Origin of the sequence: Pseudomonas sp. GM49, from assembly GCF_000282355.1 — a bacterium.
Taxonomy (GTDB): Bacteria; Pseudomonadota; Gammaproteobacteria; order Pseudomonadales; family Pseudomonadaceae; genus Aquipseudomonas.
In genome coordinates, this window is sequence record NZ_AKJL01000116.1 from 42,847 (window position 1) to 59,541 (window position 16,695).

12 protein-coding genes and 1 pseudogene are annotated in these 16,695 nt (G+C 61.0%); 5 read left to right on the forward strand and 8 right to left on the reverse strand.

Going from position 1 to position 16,695, the window contains the following annotated elements; genetic code table 11:
• The first annotated feature begins 133 nt into the window (after positions 1-133).
• Positions 134-1,966, forward strand: coding sequence for a gamma-glutamyltransferase (ggt, locus tag PMI29_RS17330; protein ID WP_007997135.1), 1,833 nt, complete (start codon positions 134-136; stop codon positions 1,964-1,966).
• A gap of 77 nt (positions 1,967-2,043) precedes the next feature.
• Here the strand turns inward: ggt and ddlA are convergent, their stop codons facing one another.
• Positions 2,044-3,138: a D-alanine--D-alanine ligase gene (gene ddlA, locus PMI29_RS17325; protein ID WP_007997136.1), complete on the reverse strand. Its 1,095-nt coding sequence runs from the start codon at positions 3,136-3,138 to the stop codon at positions 2,044-2,046.
• A gap of 165 nt (positions 3,139-3,303) precedes the next feature.
• On the opposite strand from ddlA, the gene PMI29_RS17320 reads away from it, so the two are divergent.
• Together PMI29_RS17320 and PMI29_RS17315 are read left to right on the forward strand one after the other, a co-directional pair.
• Positions 3,304-4,113, forward strand: a complete 810-nt coding sequence (locus PMI29_RS17320; protein WP_033052295.1) for an AraC family transcriptional regulator — start codon at positions 3,304-3,306, stop codon at positions 4,111-4,113.
• A gap of 76 nt (positions 4,114-4,189) precedes the next feature.
• On the forward strand, positions 4,190-4,558 hold the full coding sequence (locus tag PMI29_RS17315) for a cupin domain-containing protein (protein WP_007997141.1): 369 nt from the start codon (positions 4,190-4,192) through the stop codon (positions 4,556-4,558).
• A 12-nt stretch (positions 4,559-4,570) separates the two neighbouring features.
• On the opposite strand, the gene PMI29_RS17310 is transcribed toward PMI29_RS17315, so the two are convergent.
• The 4 genes from PMI29_RS17310 to PMI29_RS17295 form a co-directional block, all read right to left on the reverse strand.
• Complete coding sequence (locus PMI29_RS17310) at positions 4,571-5,170, reverse strand: flavin reductase family protein (RefSeq protein WP_007997143.1); 600 nt, start codon at positions 5,168-5,170, stop codon at positions 4,571-4,573.
• A 235-nt stretch (positions 5,171-5,405) separates the two neighbouring features.
• Positions 5,406-6,686 carry an SEL1-like repeat protein gene (locus PMI29_RS17305; RefSeq protein ID WP_007997144.1) on the reverse strand — a complete coding sequence of 427 codons (1,281 nt, stop codon included), beginning with the start codon at positions 6,684-6,686 and terminating at the stop codon, positions 5,406-5,408.
• On the reverse strand, positions 6,686-8,590 hold the full coding sequence (locus tag PMI29_RS17300) for a phospholipase D-like domain-containing protein (protein ID WP_007997146.1): 1,905 nt from the start codon (positions 8,588-8,590) through the stop codon (positions 6,686-6,688). The genes PMI29_RS17305 and PMI29_RS17300 overlap by 1 nt, the downstream gene beginning before the upstream one ends.
• The gene (locus PMI29_RS17295) at positions 8,587-11,325 is read right to left on the reverse strand and encodes a type VI secretion system Vgr family protein (RefSeq protein WP_007997148.1); all 2,739 of its coding nucleotides are present in this window, start codon (positions 11,323-11,325) and stop codon (positions 8,587-8,589) included. The genes PMI29_RS17300 and PMI29_RS17295 overlap by 4 nt, the downstream gene beginning before the upstream one ends.
• 599 nt (positions 11,326-11,924) lie before the next feature.
• On the opposite strand from PMI29_RS17295, the gene PMI29_RS17290 reads away from it, so the two are divergent.
• Complete coding sequence (locus tag PMI29_RS17290) at positions 11,925-12,233, forward strand: DUF6124 family protein (protein WP_007997150.1); 309 nt, start codon at positions 11,925-11,927, stop codon at positions 12,231-12,233.
• A gap of 105 nt (positions 12,234-12,338) precedes the next feature.
• Here PMI29_RS17290 and PMI29_RS33090 read toward each other — a convergent pair whose 3' ends face one another.
• From PMI29_RS33090 to PMI29_RS17280, 3 genes and pseudogenes are all read right to left on the reverse strand, one after another.
• The gene (locus PMI29_RS33090; RefSeq protein ID WP_238541653.1) at positions 12,339-12,947 is read right to left on the reverse strand and encodes a methyl-accepting chemotaxis protein; all 609 of its coding nucleotides are present in this window, start codon (positions 12,945-12,947) and stop codon (positions 12,339-12,341) included.
• Positions 12,927-13,655 (reverse strand): annotated as a pseudogene (locus PMI29_RS33095) (PAS domain-containing protein); the annotation flags it as partial. The gene PMI29_RS33090 and the pseudogene PMI29_RS33095, both read right to left, overlap by 21 nt.
• 118 nt (positions 13,656-13,773) lie before the next feature.
• Positions 13,774-15,087 (reverse strand): MFS transporter, encoded by a 1,314-nt coding sequence (locus tag PMI29_RS17280; protein WP_007997153.1) that lies wholly within the window; start codon positions 15,085-15,087, stop codon positions 13,774-13,776.
• 200 nt (positions 15,088-15,287) lie between these two features.
• On the opposite strand from PMI29_RS17280, the gene PMI29_RS17275 reads away from it, so the two are divergent.
• Positions 15,288-16,695 (forward strand): short-chain fatty acid transporter (locus tag PMI29_RS17275; protein WP_007997155.1); only part of this gene is annotated, 1,408 nt, incomplete at its 3' end.

The following is a 16,695-nucleotide window of genomic DNA, read 5'->3' on the forward strand; positions in this document are numbered from 1 at the left end:
GGCAACGACCCTACAGAAAATCCTGCCATTGATGAAGGACAAAAACGTCGGTGCAGTAGGACCTGGTTTGCGTCCCTCCCGGTCGGCCGATAAAGTCCATTGATCGTAGATCCAATGGACGGAGTACCCCCACGTGTTCTCGAACTTCCCTTTGCGCCGCTATCGCCTGCCCGCCCTGGTTCTGCTCGCCAGTGCCTTGACCCTGGCCGCGTGCAACAACGCTTCGGTGCCGACATTACCGCTCGCTCCGGAAAGCGCTTCCGGGTTCCGCACCGACCTGCGCACCCAACACGCCGAAAAATACATGGCGGCAGCAGCCAACCCGCTGGCGGCCGAAGCCGGACGGGAAATGCTGCGCCGGGGCGGCTCGGCCATTGATGCCGCGATTGCGATGCAGGCGGTGTTGACGCTGGTAGAACCACAGTCTTCGGGCATCGGTGGCGGCGCATTGATCGTACTTTGGGATGGCAAAGCCGTGCGCACCTACGACGGCCGTGAAACCGCCCCGGCCGGCGCCACCGAGAAACTGTTCCTGCAAGCCAACGGACAACCGATGGGGTTCACCCAGGCACAAATCGGTGGTCGCTCGGTGGGTACCCCCGGCGTGCTGCGCGCCCTGGAACTGGCCCATCAAAAACACGGACGCCTGCCCTGGGCGCAGCTGTTTGAACCGGCCATCCGGCTCGCCGAGCAAGGCTTCGCCATTTCGCCGCGCCTGCACCAGTTGATCGCTGCGGATTCGTCCATGCTGCGCTCCCCGGAAATGATGGCTTATTTCCGCAATGCCGATGGCAGCCCAAAAGCCGTCGGCACAAACCTGAAGAACCCGGCACTGGCCGCCGTGTTCAAACGCATCGCCCATGAAGGCCCGGATGCCTTGTACAAAGGCCCTGTTGCCCAGGAAATCGCGGCCAGGGTTCAGGGCCACGCCAACCCCGGCAGCTTGTCCGTGAGCGACCTCGCCAACTATCAGGCCAAGGAACGCGCACCACTGTGTACCGACTACAAGCGCTGGCAAGTCTGCGGCATGCCGCCGCCGTCGTCAGGCGGGATCGCTGTGGCGCAGATCCTCGGCACGCTGCAGGCCCTGGAGACTCGCGATAAACGCTTGGCGCTGGCGCCGTTGAAACCGGTCAAGACCAAGGCCCCGGCCGGCATCGAACCCGACCCGCAAGCCGTGCACCTGATCTCCGAAGCCGAACGCCTGGCCTACGCCGACCGCGCTCAGTACGTCGCCGATACAGACTTCGTACCCGTGCCGGTCAAGGGTCTGGTCGAACCGGCTTACCTGGCCAGCCGCGCCGCCCTGATCGGCGAACGCAGCATGGGCACGGCCAAACCCGGCACTCCGCCGGGCATTCAAGTGGCCTACGCACCGGACCGTTCACCGCTGCGGATTTCCACCTCGCAAGTGGTGGCCGTCGATGACGCAGGCGGCGCCGTGTCGATGACCACCACCATCGAGTCGGCGTTCGGCTCCCACATCATGGTTCAGGGTTTCATGCTCAACAACGAGATGACCGACTTCTCGTTCATCCCCGAGGAAAACGGGCAGAAAGTCGCCAACCGCGTCGAACCCGGCAAACGCCCGCGCTCATCCATGGCCCCGACCCTGATCTTCGACCGCCAGAGCGGCGAATTCCTCGCCACCGTCGGCTCCCCCGGCGGCTCGCAAATCATCGAATACGTGGCCAAATCCACCATCGGCCTGCTCGACTGGAACCTCGATGCGCAAGCCGCCATCAACCTGCCCAACTTCGGCAGCCGCAATGGCCCGACCGAACTGGAACAGGGCCAGTTCAGCCCGATGCTGATTCAGGCGATGAAAGACAAAGGGCACAACGTGAGCGAAATCGACATGACCAGCGGCACCCAGGCGATCGTTCGGGTGAAGGACGCCCAGGGGAAAGCGTCGCTGACAGGAGGTGCCGACCCGCGGCGTGAGGGGCAAGCGCTGGGGGATTGAGTCGCACGCAGGAATGAGAAAGGGCTTACCGGTTGGTAGGCCCTTTGTTTATGAGCAAGCGAAAATCAGCCGCTCACTTATCGACTGATCTTCAACCCCCGCCGAACCTGGTGCTTTTCCAGCGCCAGCTCGATCAATCGCGTCACCAGTTCGCTGTAGGTCATGCCGGTGGCCTGCCACAGTTTCGGGTACATGCTGATGCGGGTGAAGCCGGGCAGCGAGTTGATTTCGTTGATCAGCACTTCGCCGCTGTCGGTCAGGAACACATCGACGCGGGCCAGGCCGGAGCAGCCCAGTATCTGGAACGCTTCGACGGCCAGGGCGCGAATGCGCTCGCTGGCCTCGACGCTGATATTGGCCGGCACCACCACTTCAGCGGCTGTGTCGTCGATGTATTTGCTGTCGTAGGAATAGAACCCGCTGCGTACCACGATCTCGCCGCAGCCACTGGCGATGGCGTCTTCATTGCCGAGCACTGCGCATTCAATCTCGCGGCCGCTGACGGCAGATTCGACCAACACCTTGGTATCGAAACTCAAAGCCAGCTCCACCGCCGAGGTGTATTCGGCCTCGTCGGTGACTTTGCTCACGCCCACGGAAGAGCCCTGATTCGCCGGTTTGACGAACAGCGGCAAGCCGAGCCGGGATTGAACCTCGGCAAACCCGGTACGCGCCGCCGTGGCGCGGGTCAATGTCACGAACGGCGTCACGGCCAGGCCGGCATCACGCAGCAGGCGCTTGCTGACGTCCTTGTCCATGCAGACGGCCGAACCGAGCACATCGGAGCCGACAAACGGCAGATCGGCCATGCGCAGCAAACCCTGCAGGCAACCGTCTTCACCGAGGGTGCCGTGGACGATCGGGAAGATCACATCGACGTGGCCGAGCAGCTCCTGGCTGGAAGTTTCCACCAGTTGCTGGCTGGCCTTACCCGGCACCACTGCCAGTTCGCGATTGGATTGATTGAGGGCGATCAGCGCCGGGTTTTCCTGATTCAACAAAAAGTTGGAAGGGTCGTTGAGGTGCCAGTGGCCTTGTTTGTCGATGCCGATCAGCACCGGCTCGAAGCGCGAACGATCCAGCGCATCGACGATGTTTTTCGCCGACTGCAGCGACACCTCATGCTCCGCCGAACGGCCCCCGAAAATGATCCCCACGCGCAGCTTGCTCATGACCTGGCCTCATCCTGACAAATAAAAAACGACCTGTAGCGAATGCGCCCCACAGTGCAGTATTTGCCCTTGGTTTTCTAGCGGGCAAGCCGCCATCCGATCAGAAGACAGGGAACCGCTGCCTGGGTTACCGTGTTGTGCATCAAGCTCAAGACGATCATCACCATGGCCAAGCGTCCGCCTCGAAATGACTGGTTCCTTCGCGCGCCCGATGTCGGTGGGCTTCAGCGTTTCGAGGCGTTTTTTGCCGGCCATGGCTACGATCTTCACCGCCACGACACCTATGCCATCGGCCACACCCTGGCCGGGGTGCAGAGTTTTCAGTATCGCGGTGGCTGGCGTCACAGCCAGCCAGGCGCAACGATCGTGCTGCACCCGGACGAAGCCCACGATGGCGAGGCCGGTACCGAGTCCGGTTTCCAGTACCGGATGATGTACATTGAACCGGCGCTGATCCAGCAGATGCTCGGCGGGCGAGCACTGCCATTCATCAAGACCGGGCTGTCGAACGATCCCCGCCTTTTCGCCGCCACGGGCGCGTTGCTGCGCAGCCTGGATTGCCCGCTCGACCCGCTGGAAGAACAGGATGCGCTGTTCGATCTGGCGCAAGCCATGAGCACGGTTTCCGGTGCATCGGGCAAACGCTCGGGTTTCGATTACGTGGCCGCGCAACGCGCGCGGGAATACATCCACGGCGCCCTCGATCGTACCGTGACACTCGATGAGCTGGCGCAGCATAGCGGCCGGGATCGCTGGAGCCTGTCCCGGGATTTTCGCCTGTTGTTCGGCACCAGTCCCTACCGTTACCTGACCATGCGGCGCCTGGACATGGTCCGTGCGCTACTGATTCAGGGTCAGACGCTGGTCAGTGCCGCGCTGATCGCCGGCTTCACCGACCAGAGCCACATGACTCGACAATTCAGCAAAACCTACGGCCTGTCACCGGCCCGCTGGATGAAAATGCTGCGCCGTTGAGCCACGCACAATCGTACAAGAAGCGCGTTGAGTCGCTGGCTATCGTGGGTTCACAAACAACCGCGAGAGCAGTTTCATGAACGCTTACGAAAGCCTGAACTTCGCTGAAAAAATCAACCGGATCGACTCGCACTGGTCGCCCCGGGTCATCGCTGAAATGAACGACTACCAGTTCAAGGTAGTGAAGCTGCTGGGGGACTTTATCTGGCACGACCACCTTGATACCGACGAAACCTTCATCGTTCTCGAAGGCCAGTTACGCATCGACTTTCGCGATGGCCATGTGCTGGTGAACGCCGGGGAAATGTATGTGGTGCCCAAAGGCGTCGAGCACAAACCCTGTGCCGGGCAGGAGGTAAAACTCCTGCTGATCGAACCCAAGGGCGTGCTCAACACGGGCAGCGAAGGTGGCGAGCGCACGGCAGAAAATGATGTGTGGATCTGAGCACCGGCCGACTTAGGCCTGCAAGGTCTTGCCGTCCACCGGCTCACCAATGGTCAGGAAGTGCCCGCCCGCCACATGGTGCAAGGTGCGCAAGGCATCTTGCCCTTCGAAGTGCCAACGCCCTTCGCTGAACACGCGCTCGTCAGCCTGGGCGGCAATCACTTCGGCCAGGAACAGATCGTACTGCTGGTGGTTGTTCGGCTCCGGCAACAGGCGACATTCCAGCCAGGCCACACAGCCTTCGAGCATCGGCGCATCAACCGACTGGCCGGTAAACGTCTGCAAGTCGTAGGTCTCAAACTTGTCGCGCCCCTGGCCCTGGGTCAATTCCAGGCCGGAGGTCGAACCGACGGTCTGCACAATGTCGGCCTGGGCAGCACACGGCACGTTCAGTACAAAAGTGCCCGAGGCTTCCAGCAACTGGCGAGTCCAGGTGGACTTGTCCAGCACCACGGCAATTTTCGGTGGTTCGAAATCCAGCGGCATGGCCCAGGCTGCCGCCATGATATTGCGCTGGCCACCGTGGGCTGCGCTGACCAGCACGGTCGGCCCGTGATTGAGCAGACGATAAGCCTTGGACAAGGGAACCGGACGGCGGTGGGAAACGCTCATGGAAGTCTGCTCTAGGGGGAAATGAGCCGATTGTAGCGACATCCCAAATGAAAAGATCGCAGCCTGCGGCAGCTCCTACAGAGTGGTCCAAAGAAACTGGGCAGCTACACCTCTGGCCCTACCCTGTCTTCACTGGCATCGGTGATCACGAACAGGTGCAAGGGGCCATGTATGCCGGGAATGCTCCCGACCTGGGGCGCGCACCTTAATAGCGACACGGCACGATATCGACGTGTCACCCAAGCAGGTACCATTCAACCACTTGTTCTTGTCGTGTGATCTTGTCGGAAAAGGGCCAAGTGCGCATCTGGTAGTGCTCGACCAACTGCGTCGGCAAGATCTCGCCCTGTTTGAAATACCGAGCGACGCTCCTGTCTACCGAGTGGTGGCGGGGAAGCCAGCCGACCTTCCAGTACCCACTTACCGGACAGACTTGGCCGCTGTAGCAGTTCGGTGCCGATAAATGAGATTGGCTGAATGCAGGCGATCCCGGTAGTCCCTGTCCAGTGGCCGGATCCAGAAGCTTGGCTTTGGCCAGTTGGTTGATCAGCACTTCGCTGGGTTTTTCAGGTGGGACATTGGCCAGACGTTCTTCAAGCCATTTGAGCTTGCCGTCCCAGGCGGGCAGTTTGGCAGGGGGCAGCGGGACGATCTCATTGATCTCGGGGACTTTGGGATTGGCGTAGGAGTAGCCCGAGAGGATTTTCCAGATTTTTTTGTAGCGATCGGCTCGTTCGAGGTCTTCCTGTTGGCCCAGGTAGTACAACCGATCATCCGGCTCCGGCCCACGGAAGCCCTCGCTCAAAAAAGACGCCGAAGTACTGTCACCGGCCGCAACGCCAAGTTGGAATCCTTCAAGTGCTTCCTGATAATAACCATCTGTCGACAGATCAACACCTAGGTCGGAGGCTGCATCACCGTGCCCCTGCTCGGCCGCGCAACGGCGCATTTTCCGGGCAACGTCCGGGGCAATGTTGATCGGCGCCAACTTGTCTGCGACATAGGCTTGAGCTAGCGGATTACCTTCATCAGCGGCTTTACGGTAGTAACGCAACGCCATTTCGTGATCCTGCTTCAACCCAGCCACGCCGTGCTGCAGGAAGATACCAACAAAGTAATATCCCGTTGCCACTCCCGCGTTGATCAGTTGTTCACTCATGCGCAGTTGCTCTTCACCGCGGAGTCCGAAATTCCCGCGCATGGCACCGTTCTGCAGATTGATATTGGCCTTGTAGTGGCCGTTCTCACTGGCGATGCGGTACAAGCGCTCGATCTCTGCATCAACAGCCTTGTCCTGCTTGAGCTGGTTGTTTTTTTGCAACCAGCGTGCGTAATGGAACAGCACATCGGCTTCGGCGGAGGCCGCAGGGACCTGCTCGTGTACACAGCTGAAAGCCAGCTTGGCCTTGACTTCAGTTAATGGGTTCAAGGGCGTCTCCTTGGTCGAAGTAGAAGTAGGATTACTGGTATCGCAGGCGACCAGCAGCAGACATGTCAGCAACAAGACCCGGCGCATCAGTCGAGGTCCGACAGGTCGGATTCGCCGAAATAGAACTCGACGAGGGGGGCATAGGGAATCAATTGTTTGGATTGAAAATTCTTATTCCGTTTGATGATGTCTTCCCAGGCTTTGAACGCCTCCTTCGGATCATCTTGTGCGCCCAATCCATTCGTATGCATGTCCCACAACCGCCGCCGCATCGCCTGCGTCACACAGGCCCACTCATGCGCAATATTCAGTTCGCTATCCACCTGCATGCTGCGGGTGTTGATGTTGGCTGAGCCGTGAGTGGTGAACACATCGTCGACGATCATCAACTTGGAGTGGATGTACACCGGCATCCATTCCTTGCCCGCCGGTGAGTCGGGGGCGACCAGTGAGCACACATGGACTTTCAGACCGGAGAGTTCCGGGAGTTGGGCAAAAGTCTCACCCTCGATTGCCTCGATTTGGCCCTGGAGTGAGGCTTTGCGCCAATCGTTGTCCAGAGTCTTGCGCCGCTGAGCTTCCTTGGCCTCGTCGCTGAGATCGGTTCCGCCCAATGCGTCGGTGAGTTTCGTTAGCGTGACCAAGGCATGCTGCTCCAGGCGTTCGCCCAGACCGGACTCCAGCGCGGCGGCCTCGGCTTTTGCCTTTTCAATCCGCCGTAACTTGGTGATTGCAGGCATGGTATGGCCGCGCCCGAGGCTTTCGAGCATGCGCTGGGTGTTCACGGTGCCGGAGCCTATGCCGGCTTTGCTTGCATTGGTGATCACAAACAGATGCAAGGGACCGTGTATGGCGGGGTCGCGCCCGGCCTTGGTCTGGCCGGCGGCAACGGCCTTGATCAATTCGGCCAGGGGCGGCCAGCGGAAATACTGGTTTTCGATATAGATGAACTGGGTCGCGTTGTTCACCGCTTGCAGGTAAAGCTTCTCGATATCCCGTTTGCCCTCCTGGGCCTGGGTGCGCAGGATCTGCGCGATCTGTCGGTTGGCGTCCGGGGAGCATTGCAGTTGCGGCCCTACCTCTTTGGCTCGGCGCAGGTCGAGCAAGTCCTCACCGGTTTCCTTGCGCCAGGCGCTGGCGAAGTTGTGATGTAGGTGTTCCAGAATCGGTCCGCTGACCTGGCTTGAAATGTCCTGACGTGGGGTATCGCCACGCGGGCCCTTGTTGGGGGCGGGTTTGGTGTCCTTGTCACGGTTCACCGCAAAATGGTCATTGGTGTCCCAGTACTCGTCGAGCATGTTGTGACCCATCACGAAACCGACGGCGCGGTCCGGCAGTTCATAATCGACGAGGACCGTTTTTTGATGATGGGTCGCTGTCGCCGTCAGGATGAATTGCGTAGTGGCGCTGACCTGCGGGTCGAGACTTCTGTATTTCGCCTGATGGGCTATTTCGGCCCGTTCAAACACGCTGAAACCACGACTGACGAATACCGGCACGTTGCGCGCCACCCGCATCGCAGGCGCCAGATGGTCACTGAACGCGCATCTGGCAAACCACTGGCGGTCGTAGGCATATTGATCATCCGTGGAGGGTTGCAGCTCCCGATCGTAGTATCGGAATGGGCCTTTACCGGGCAGGTTGGCTTCTCCGGCTTTGCCGGCGGTATTGAATGGCATTTCCCACCCCAGGATCCGCACCTTGACGCCTTCGCGTGCCATGGCCATCAGTAATTCACCGATACACGGCTCCTGGCCATTGCGGATGAAGTACATCGACGGCTGGAAACCCCAGCAGATGATGTCGACAGTTGCCTTAGCCTTTGAAATGGCCAGGTGCACGGCCCGGAACGTTTCTTCCCCATTTATCAATGGTTGATAAGTCGCCATGGCGGGAGGGTATTCGGTATTGCGCACATACCATGGCGGGGTACAGGTCACCTCTTGGGTGTGCTGGAGTGCGACCGGCGTGACGATCTCGTATTGGCTCATGGTGTTTTCCCTTCCTGATCACTGGCTCCTTCAATCACCGTGGCATACAGGCCTCGGTGATCCGTGTGCGATGTGGGTTGACTCACCTCGGCGTGGGCTCGCGAGGGATGGTTATGCAAGCCGCGATTGGCCAGTTGCGCCTGTTCGGCATTGCGGTAATCGGTAGGCACCGGGATCTGGTAGGTCACACCGTTGGCCATGACCAACCGGTAGCCCCGTGTCACCACCTGATGGTCAATCGACACTTGCCCGGTCCTGTCCAGCACACCTTGCTTGAGCTCGGCACCGTCGGCGTAAAGCGTGTAGGGCATGCCTGCCCAGACTTGGCGGTTGGCGTTGGGGGCTTGCGATACGTTGAATCGCAACATTTGTTTGGACAGGCTTTGCGGGTAATCCGGATGTGTGGCCGTCATGCTCGCCGCACCGCTGTATTCGAAATGCGCCGCCTTGACCTTGTGGTCGCCCGCCGTGCCCGATTCGATGCCGCTCTGTTCCAGGCTGAGGTAGCTGCCGCCGCCGTTGAGGACGATTTTCTTCTTCGCGGTGATGTGGATTTCGTCTTCGGTGCTGATGATGTCCAGACCATGCCGGGCGATCAGTTCCAGCTTGTCGTTTTGCGCTTGGACGCTTATCGGCCCCTGATTGGCGATCAGCTTGATCCCCAGCTTGCGCACGAACAGGCTCAGCCCCTGACCGACGCCGATGAACAGGCGCTTGACCACGCTGAGGTGCGCTGCGCCGCCGGCGTTGAGCATCAGGTTGTCGTGCGCCGCCAGTTGCAGGTGCTTCCCGCTGGTGAAGGCGATGCCTTGCGGGGCGCTGAGCAGCAAGACCTGGGACTTGAGCTGTTCGAGGTCCTGGCGCAGCAGGTTCAACTGCGCGGCCACGTCCGCCGGTTCGGCATGGGCGGCCTGGGCGTCGACCGAGAGCTGTTGCAGCTGTTCGCCGGCCTGTTGCAGGCGGCCGACGGCGGCGTCCATATCGAGCACCGGGCCCTGCGCCTTGGCCTGCGCATCGGCACTGATGAACAGGCCTTTACCGCCACGAATCGCCCCCCATCCATCCGTGCGCAGCTCAAACCCTTCCCCACGCTTCTGCTTCTTGCCATCCACCAGATGCCCCAGGTTCAGCTGACTCTTGCCCCCATACTCGGTACTGAGCTTGACGTGCTCCTCCCCCCGCCGGTCTTCCATGCGCAATTTGTTGTTGGCTGGGGTACGCAGGACGTTGCGGGTGTAGTCGCGCTTGCCCAGGGTCACGTGGTCGGGGTGCTGGTCGTCGTGCAGGGCGTGGGCGATGTAGGGTTTGTCCAGGTCGCCCTGTTCGAAGGCGATCGCCACTTCGGTGCCGGCGAGCAGCGGCAGGTGCAGGCCGTGGGTGTCGCCGGCGTAGGCGCGGGCCTGGCGCAGCCATTTGCTTTCCTGGCCGGGCGGCCAGGTGTCACGCTCGAAGAGGAATTTGACCCGGTAGCGTCCTTCCAGGTCGATGTCGGCGTAGGGGTCGTTGGCCTTGGGGCTGGTGACCCGTGCCGGGAGGGTGCCGGCGATTTGCGGTTTGGGCGGGGGCGGCGGACGGAAGCACAGGCGTTCGGCGTAGGGCATGGCCTGGAAGTGGCATTCGAAGCTGCGGTCGCGGGCGGCGTGGGTGGTGAGGCCGGTGAGCACCGCGCCGGGGGCGAAGGCCTGGGGGGCGCCACCGCTGATGTTCAGTACCTGGCCGGGGGCCAGGGTGGCGCTGCTGCTGATGCCGCTGAGGTGGGTCTGCTGGTTGAGGTAACGCTCGTGGCGCAGGCGCGCGTAGAAGTAGCCGCTTTCGCTGAGCAGGTCTTCGTCCTGGTGGTAGGCGTTGCCGAGCACGCTGTAGGGCTCGGCGTAGTGGTAGGCCTCGCCGTAGGTGTGGGGCGCGCCATGGGTGGCCGGCTCGCCGCGGGTCTGGTCGACTTCGCCGTCGAGGTGGGCGCGGGCGTCGCGCGGGTGATAGGCGCGCACACTGACCTGCTGTTCCACCACCTGGTGGCGGGTTTGCAGGGCCCAGACGCTGTCCTCGCCGCTGCTGCTCAGGCCGGAGGGCGAGCGCATCGGCAAGGCGACGTCGAACTGGTAGCCGCGCTGGTCGTCGCAGAACTCGACGACGTCGATGTTCAGCCGCTCGTCGCTGGTGCAGCGGTACCAGATGCCGACCTCGGCCAGCAGCCGGGTGATGAAGTCCAGGTCGCTTTCGTTGTACTGCATCACCTGTTCGCGGCGCGGGTACTCGCGGTGCAGGCGGAAGAAGAAGTCCTGGCCGAGGAAGGCGTGGCGGCTGCGCAGGATGCTCTCGACGATTTCCGGCACCGACTGCTGCAGGTAGAGGCGCGTTTGCTGGCCACGGGCGAGCCGTCCCAGGCGTGGTTGCAGGGTGATTTCGTAGCGCGCTTCGTCGACCGAGCCGGACAGGCGCTGGCAGCCGCTGATCACGCCGTAAAACGTGCGCAGCGGTTTGACCGGCTTGGGCACTTCCCAGGCCATCACGGGCAGGGTTGACGGCGCGGCGTGCAGGCTGAATTGGGCGTATTGGCCGAGCAGTTGTTCGGCGCCGAGGTCGAGGTGGCTGGCGGTGAATTCGACGGTGTAGGTGAACGGCTGGCTGAGGTGTTCTTCGCCCTCGAAGGCGAGGACGTCGAGGGCGGTGTCGAGGCCGTCGACTTGCAGTTTGTGGCGGCTGTGGTCGAAGAAGGGGCGCAGTGCGTTGGACAAGATTCAGACCTCCCTGGCCTATCGAAACGGATGGGGAGGCTTTTCGTTAACCCCCCTCGTTCAAGCGCTCGACAGCTTTCAGGAAGGGAAAAAAGGTTGATATAGGATGTTTCCGGCGTACGCGTAGGATGCATCCGAGTGTTGACGCACCTAACCTGTAGGACTGTTCGTTATCTTGTCGGCGCCCAGTGCCGCGGCTGCTTTTTGACAAGGTTGAACCGTTCGGATCGAAGGCTACTCCAGAGCGTAAACCGAGCTTGTTTAAAAGCCCTCAAGGTTACTTCGTGAAAGCCACAGCGCCTTGCGTCGTTGCCTACAGTTACCCCAGAATCCGCCGGCTTGTGCGCTTGGGGACCGCTCGGTAACTTGCTCCGCGTCACTGATTGTCGGTGATCGGGTTTAGTCGCCCGGCTAGTTTTCCTCGGTTGCATCAGTGTCATCCAGTCAGGCATCCGCCTGCACTTGATGGTGGCTGTGCGCATGGCGTCTTCGGGCGCGCCGGGTTTTGGGAAACTTTACCGGTCGACTAACTTGCGCACGGCCACCACCCTTTCGTTTAGTCGCGAGATGGTTGTGGCCCTTATCTGGAGAAAATTCCCATGTTCAAGGTCACACCGAATCCGCCGGACACCCCTCACGAACCCGCCGACCGCATTCCCTCGGCCGCCGACATCCGCGCCACTCCACGCAAACTGTGCACGCTGTTTTTCGTCAACCCGGAACTCGATACCGCAACCCTGCTGGCCCATGCCTGCGAATCGCTGGCCTCGGCCAACGTCATGACCATGGATCTGGCGGACCGGACGGAGGGATCGAGTCGCAATACCCTGCTGGGCATCGCGCAAGTCATCCTGTTGGGGGAACTGGCGGTGAACCGGGCACTGGATCGGATTGATCCGCCTGAGTAGAAAAGCAAAAGGTCAAAAGATCACAGCCTGCGGCAGCTCCTACATTGGATTGGCGTACATCCTGTAGGATGTTGCTGCACGCTGCGATCTCTTAACGATCAGACACTAGTTGGACAACTGATTGGCAAACTGCCCCACCGCATTGACCACTTTCTGCGCGCCGTCCTGAATCTCGACAATCACCGTACCCGCTTCCGCCGCCAGTGCCAGGCCCTGTTCGGCCTGAAGCTTGCCGTCGGTCATCAGCGCCACGGCGTTGCGCGCCATGTCCTGGTTCTGCCGCACCACGAGGACGATTTCGTCGGTGGCCTGGCTGGTGCGCGAAGCCAGTTGCCGGACTTCATCCGCCACCACGGCGAAGCCCCGACCCTGTTCGCCCGCACGCGCCGCTTCGATGGCCGCGTTGAGCGCCAGCAGGTTGGTCTGCTCGGCAATGCCGCTGATGGTTTTGACGATGGTACCGATCACCAGCGACTGCTCGTTCAGGGCTTCGATGCCATCGCCGGCGGTTTGCATATGTTTGGCCAGGTCACGCATCACGTCCACGGCCTGGGTCACCACGGCGTTACCGCGCTGGGCGCTTTGGTCGGTTTGTTGCGAGGTGCCGTAGGCAATGTTGGCGGCCTCGGCAACGGCTTGTTCCTGATTGACCTGATCGGTAATCACCGTGGCGAACTTCACCACCTTGTAGAGATTATTGTTGGCATCGGTCACCGGGTTGTAGGACGCCTCCAGCCAGACCGTCCGACCATGGCTGTCGACACGTTTAAAACGGTCGGCCACGTACTCGCCCGCATTCAGGCGACGCCAGAAGTTCTGGTACTCGGCACTGTTGTATTCATCCGGCAGGCAGAAGGTACGGTGATGCTTGCCCTTGATCTGCGCCAGGCTGTAACCCATGCCACCGAGGAAGCGGTCGTTGGCGGTCAGCACGTTGCCGTTGAGGTCGAATTCGATCACCGCCGTAGAGCGAACCAGCGCACCGATCAGGTTCTCGTGTTCGCGAGAAGCCTCGATGGTGCGGGTCAGGTCGCTGGAGAAGATCGAAAAATACTTGATCCGCCCATCCGCCGAGCGCACCGGTTGCAGGATCGAGCGCAACCACGCTTCCTGACCCGTGCCGCGCAACAGGCGCACCGCACCGGCGAAGTGCTCGCCACGGGTCAGCGCGTTCTTGAAACGCTGCTGGAATTCGTCGGATTTCACGTGATCCGGGACGAAGTCGTCGATGTGTCGGCCAATCAGGTCGGCGCTCTTGTAATGCATTTCGCCAAGGAAGTTCTGGTTGACCGACTGAACCCTTCCATCGCTGTCGAGGGTCAGCACCAGCATCTCGCTTTCCAGACTTTCCTTCACTTGCTGGAGGCTGGAGAGTTCTTCACGAAGAGCCGACAGCTCCTGCTTCAAGCGTTTATTGAACATGGGAAAGCACCGATGGACAGGGGTAGAAAGCGATATGCAGCCTAACCATCGGCCTTGGAAACATTTTCTTAAGCGTGCTTCAAGCTTGTCCTACAAAAAATCTTTCCAAGCCGCACAATCAATGCGCGCCCGCGGCAGAACAGCCTGCAATTCTCGGCATCCGCGCACCGAAATACGCCGCACTGCCCATGCCCACCGCCCCCATCACCGCACTGAACATCACACAGATCCATGGGCTCCACGGCATCAGGCCGATCAACAACAGCGGCGTGACACTTGCCCACGCAGCGTAGGCAATGTTGTAGGTGAAGGAGATGCCCGAGACGCGAATCCGCGCCGGGAACAGGCTGACCATCACCGATGGCACCGCGCCGACCACCCCGCAGGCCAGCCCTGCCACGGCGTAGGCCAGGCCGATCCAGTCGCCGCCCATGATCAGGCTGCTGTAAAGCACACCGATGCCCAGCGGCAGCAGCAGGCTATAGAGCATCACCGTGCGCCAGGCGCCAATGCGGTCGACCAGCAGACCGGCGAGCACGCAGCCGATGTTCAAGAACACGATGCCCAATGCGCTCAAGGCGAAGGTGTGGCTGGCGGTCATGCCAAAGGTTTTCTGCATCATGGTCGGGGTAATGACCACAAAGACCACCACGGCCGAGGTCAGCACACAGGTGAGAATCATCGCAGGCAAAATGGCCAGGCGATGCTCGCGCAAGACCGTGCGCAGCGGCAGTTCGCCGGCCGCCTCGCGCTGCGCCTGCATGGCCATGAACACCGGGGTTTCGCTGAGCCAGCGACGCAGCCATACGCCTATCACTCCGAACACGCCGCCGAGCAGGAATGGGTAACGCCAGGCGTAATCGAGAATTTCTGCCGGAGTGAATGCCTGCGCCAGGAAAGTTGCGGTCAATGCACCGATCAAATAGCCAAAGGTCAGCCCCGCCTGCAAGAAACCCAGGGCATAGCCGCGATGGGCGATGGGCGCGTGCTCGGCGACGAACACCCAGGCACTTGGCACTTCGCCACCCACCGCCGCGCCCTGGAGGATGCGCAGGGCCAACAGCAGCAACGGTGCAAAATATCCGATTTGCGCGTAGGTCGGCATGATCCCGATCAGCAGGCACGGCAACGCCATCATCAGGATGCTCAGGCTGAAGACTTTCTTGCGCCCCAAACGGTCGGCGAAGTGCGCCATCAGGATGCCGCCCAACGGTCGCGCCAGATAACCGGTGACGAAAATCCCGAAGCTTTGCAGTAAACGTAGCCACTCGGGCATTTCCGGCGGGAAGAACAACTGACTGAGGGTCAGGGCGAAAAACACGAAGATGATGAAGTCGTAGATTTCCAGCGCCCCGCCAAGGGCAGCGAGCCCCAGGGTCTTGTAGTCCGAGCGGCTGAACGGCGCCGGGTGCGAATCGGTGTTGGCAGTCATGTAAAGAACTCTGGCACAGGCAAAAACCAAGGCGCCCATGGTCTACGCAAATGCACCGGCGGACAACCCGTTAGACCAAAGTCCCATAGCCACAAAACAGCCCCGCAAAAATCCTCGGGTTGAATTAATGTTGGGGTCTGTCCAGACGGGCGGTTACTGCCCCGAAGACCACAACAAACATAAAAATTCGAGGTACTCCCGTGGCCGCTGATATCGAAGATAGCCGCTCCGCCCGCTTTGCCCTGCGCTGCTCAAGTTTTGCCGAACGCTGGTTTCCCGACTCCTGGGTGTTTGCTGCCCTGGCAGTGATTATCGTGGCCCTGGCCACCATGGCGATGGGAGCCAAACCCACCGACGCGGCCATGGCCTTTGGTGATGGCTTCTGGAGCCTGATCCCCTTCACCATGCAGATGGCCTTCGTGGTGATCGGCGGTTATGTGGTCGCCAGTTCGCCACCGGCAGTGAAACTGATCGACCGTCTGGCGAAAATCCCGAAAAACGGCCGTTCTGCCGTCGCCTGGGTCGCCCTGATTTCCATGGTCGCGTCATTGCTGAACTGGGGCCTGTCCCTGGTGTTCGGTGGTTTGCTGGTGCGCGCCCTTGCCCGTCGTACCGATCTGAAGATGGACTATCGTGCTGCCGGTGCCGCCGCCTATCTGGGTCTCGGTGCTGTGTGGGCCCTGGGTCTGTCGTCGTCCGCTGCACAGCTGCAGGCCAACCCGGCGAGCCTGCCGCCATCGATTCTGTCGATCACCGGGGTGATTCCGTTCACCCAAACGATCTTCCTCTGGCAGTCCGGTGTCATGTTGCTGGCGTTGATCGTGATCTCGCTGATCATCGCCTATGCCACCGCGCCAGGCCCGAACTCGGCGCGTGACGCCAAGGCCTGCGGCGTCGACCCGAGTTTCAACCTGCCGCCGCTGCAACCACGCACCCGCCCCGGCGAATGGCTGGAATACAGCCCGCTGCTGATGATCCTGCTGGTGCTGCTGGCCGGTGGCTGGCTGTTCCACGAGTTCTCGACCAAACCGGCCATCAGCGCGATTTCCGGGCTGAACACCTACAACTTCCTGTTCATCATGCTCGGCGCCCTGCTGCACTGGCGTCCGCGCAGCTTTCTGGACGCCGTGTCCCGCGCGGTGCCGACCACCACTGGCGTGCTGATCCAGTTCCCGCTGTACGGCTCGATCGCTGCATTGATGACCACGGTCAAAGGCGCCGATGCGCAGACCCTGGCGCACCACATATCGACCTTTTTCGTCAGCATTGCCTCCCACGACACCTATGCCCTGCTGATGGGCGTGTACTCGGCGATCCTCGGTTTCTTCATTCCGTCCGGTGGTGGCAAGTGGATCATCGAAGCGCCGTACGTCATGCAGGTGGCCAATGACCTGAACTATCACCTGGGTTGGGCCGTACAGATCTACAACGCCGCCGAAGCCTTGCCGAACCTGATCAACCCGTTCTACATGCTACCGTTGCTCGGTGTGCTGGGGCTGAAGGCACGGGACCTGATCGGCTTCTCGTTCGTGCAGTTGCTGGTGCACACGCCGCTGGTGCTGCTGCTACTCTGGGTGTTGGGGACGACGCTGGCCTATACGCCGCCGG

Coding starts and splice junctions, on each gene's coding strand:
- ddlA (WP_007997136.1), bottom strand. CDS start 3,138: ATGAGCAAGCTGCGCGTGGGGATCATTTTCGGGGGCCGTTCGGCGGAG.
- PMI29_RS17320 (WP_033052295.1), top strand. CDS start 3,304: ATGGCCAAGCGTCCGCCTCGAAATGACTGGTTCCTTCGCGCGCCCGAT.
- PMI29_RS17315 (WP_007997141.1), top strand. CDS start 4,190: ATGAACGCTTACGAAAGCCTGAACTTCGCTGAAAAAATCAACCGGATC.
- PMI29_RS17310 (WP_007997143.1), bottom strand. CDS start 5,170: ATGAGCGTTTCCCACCGCCGTCCGGTTCCCTTGTCCAAGGCTTATCGT.
- PMI29_RS17305 (WP_007997144.1), bottom strand. CDS start 6,686: ATGCGCCGGGTCTTGTTGCTGACATGTCTGCTGCTGGTCGCCTGCGAT.
- PMI29_RS17300 (WP_007997146.1), bottom strand. CDS start 8,590: ATGAGCCAATACGAGATCGTCACGCCGGTCGCACTCCAGCACACCCAA.
- PMI29_RS17290 (WP_007997150.1), top strand. CDS start 11,925: ATGTTCAAGGTCACACCGAATCCGCCGGACACCCCTCACGAACCCGCC.
- PMI29_RS17280 (WP_007997153.1), bottom strand. CDS start 15,087: ATGACTGCCAACACCGATTCGCACCCGGCGCCGTTCAGCCGCTCGGAC.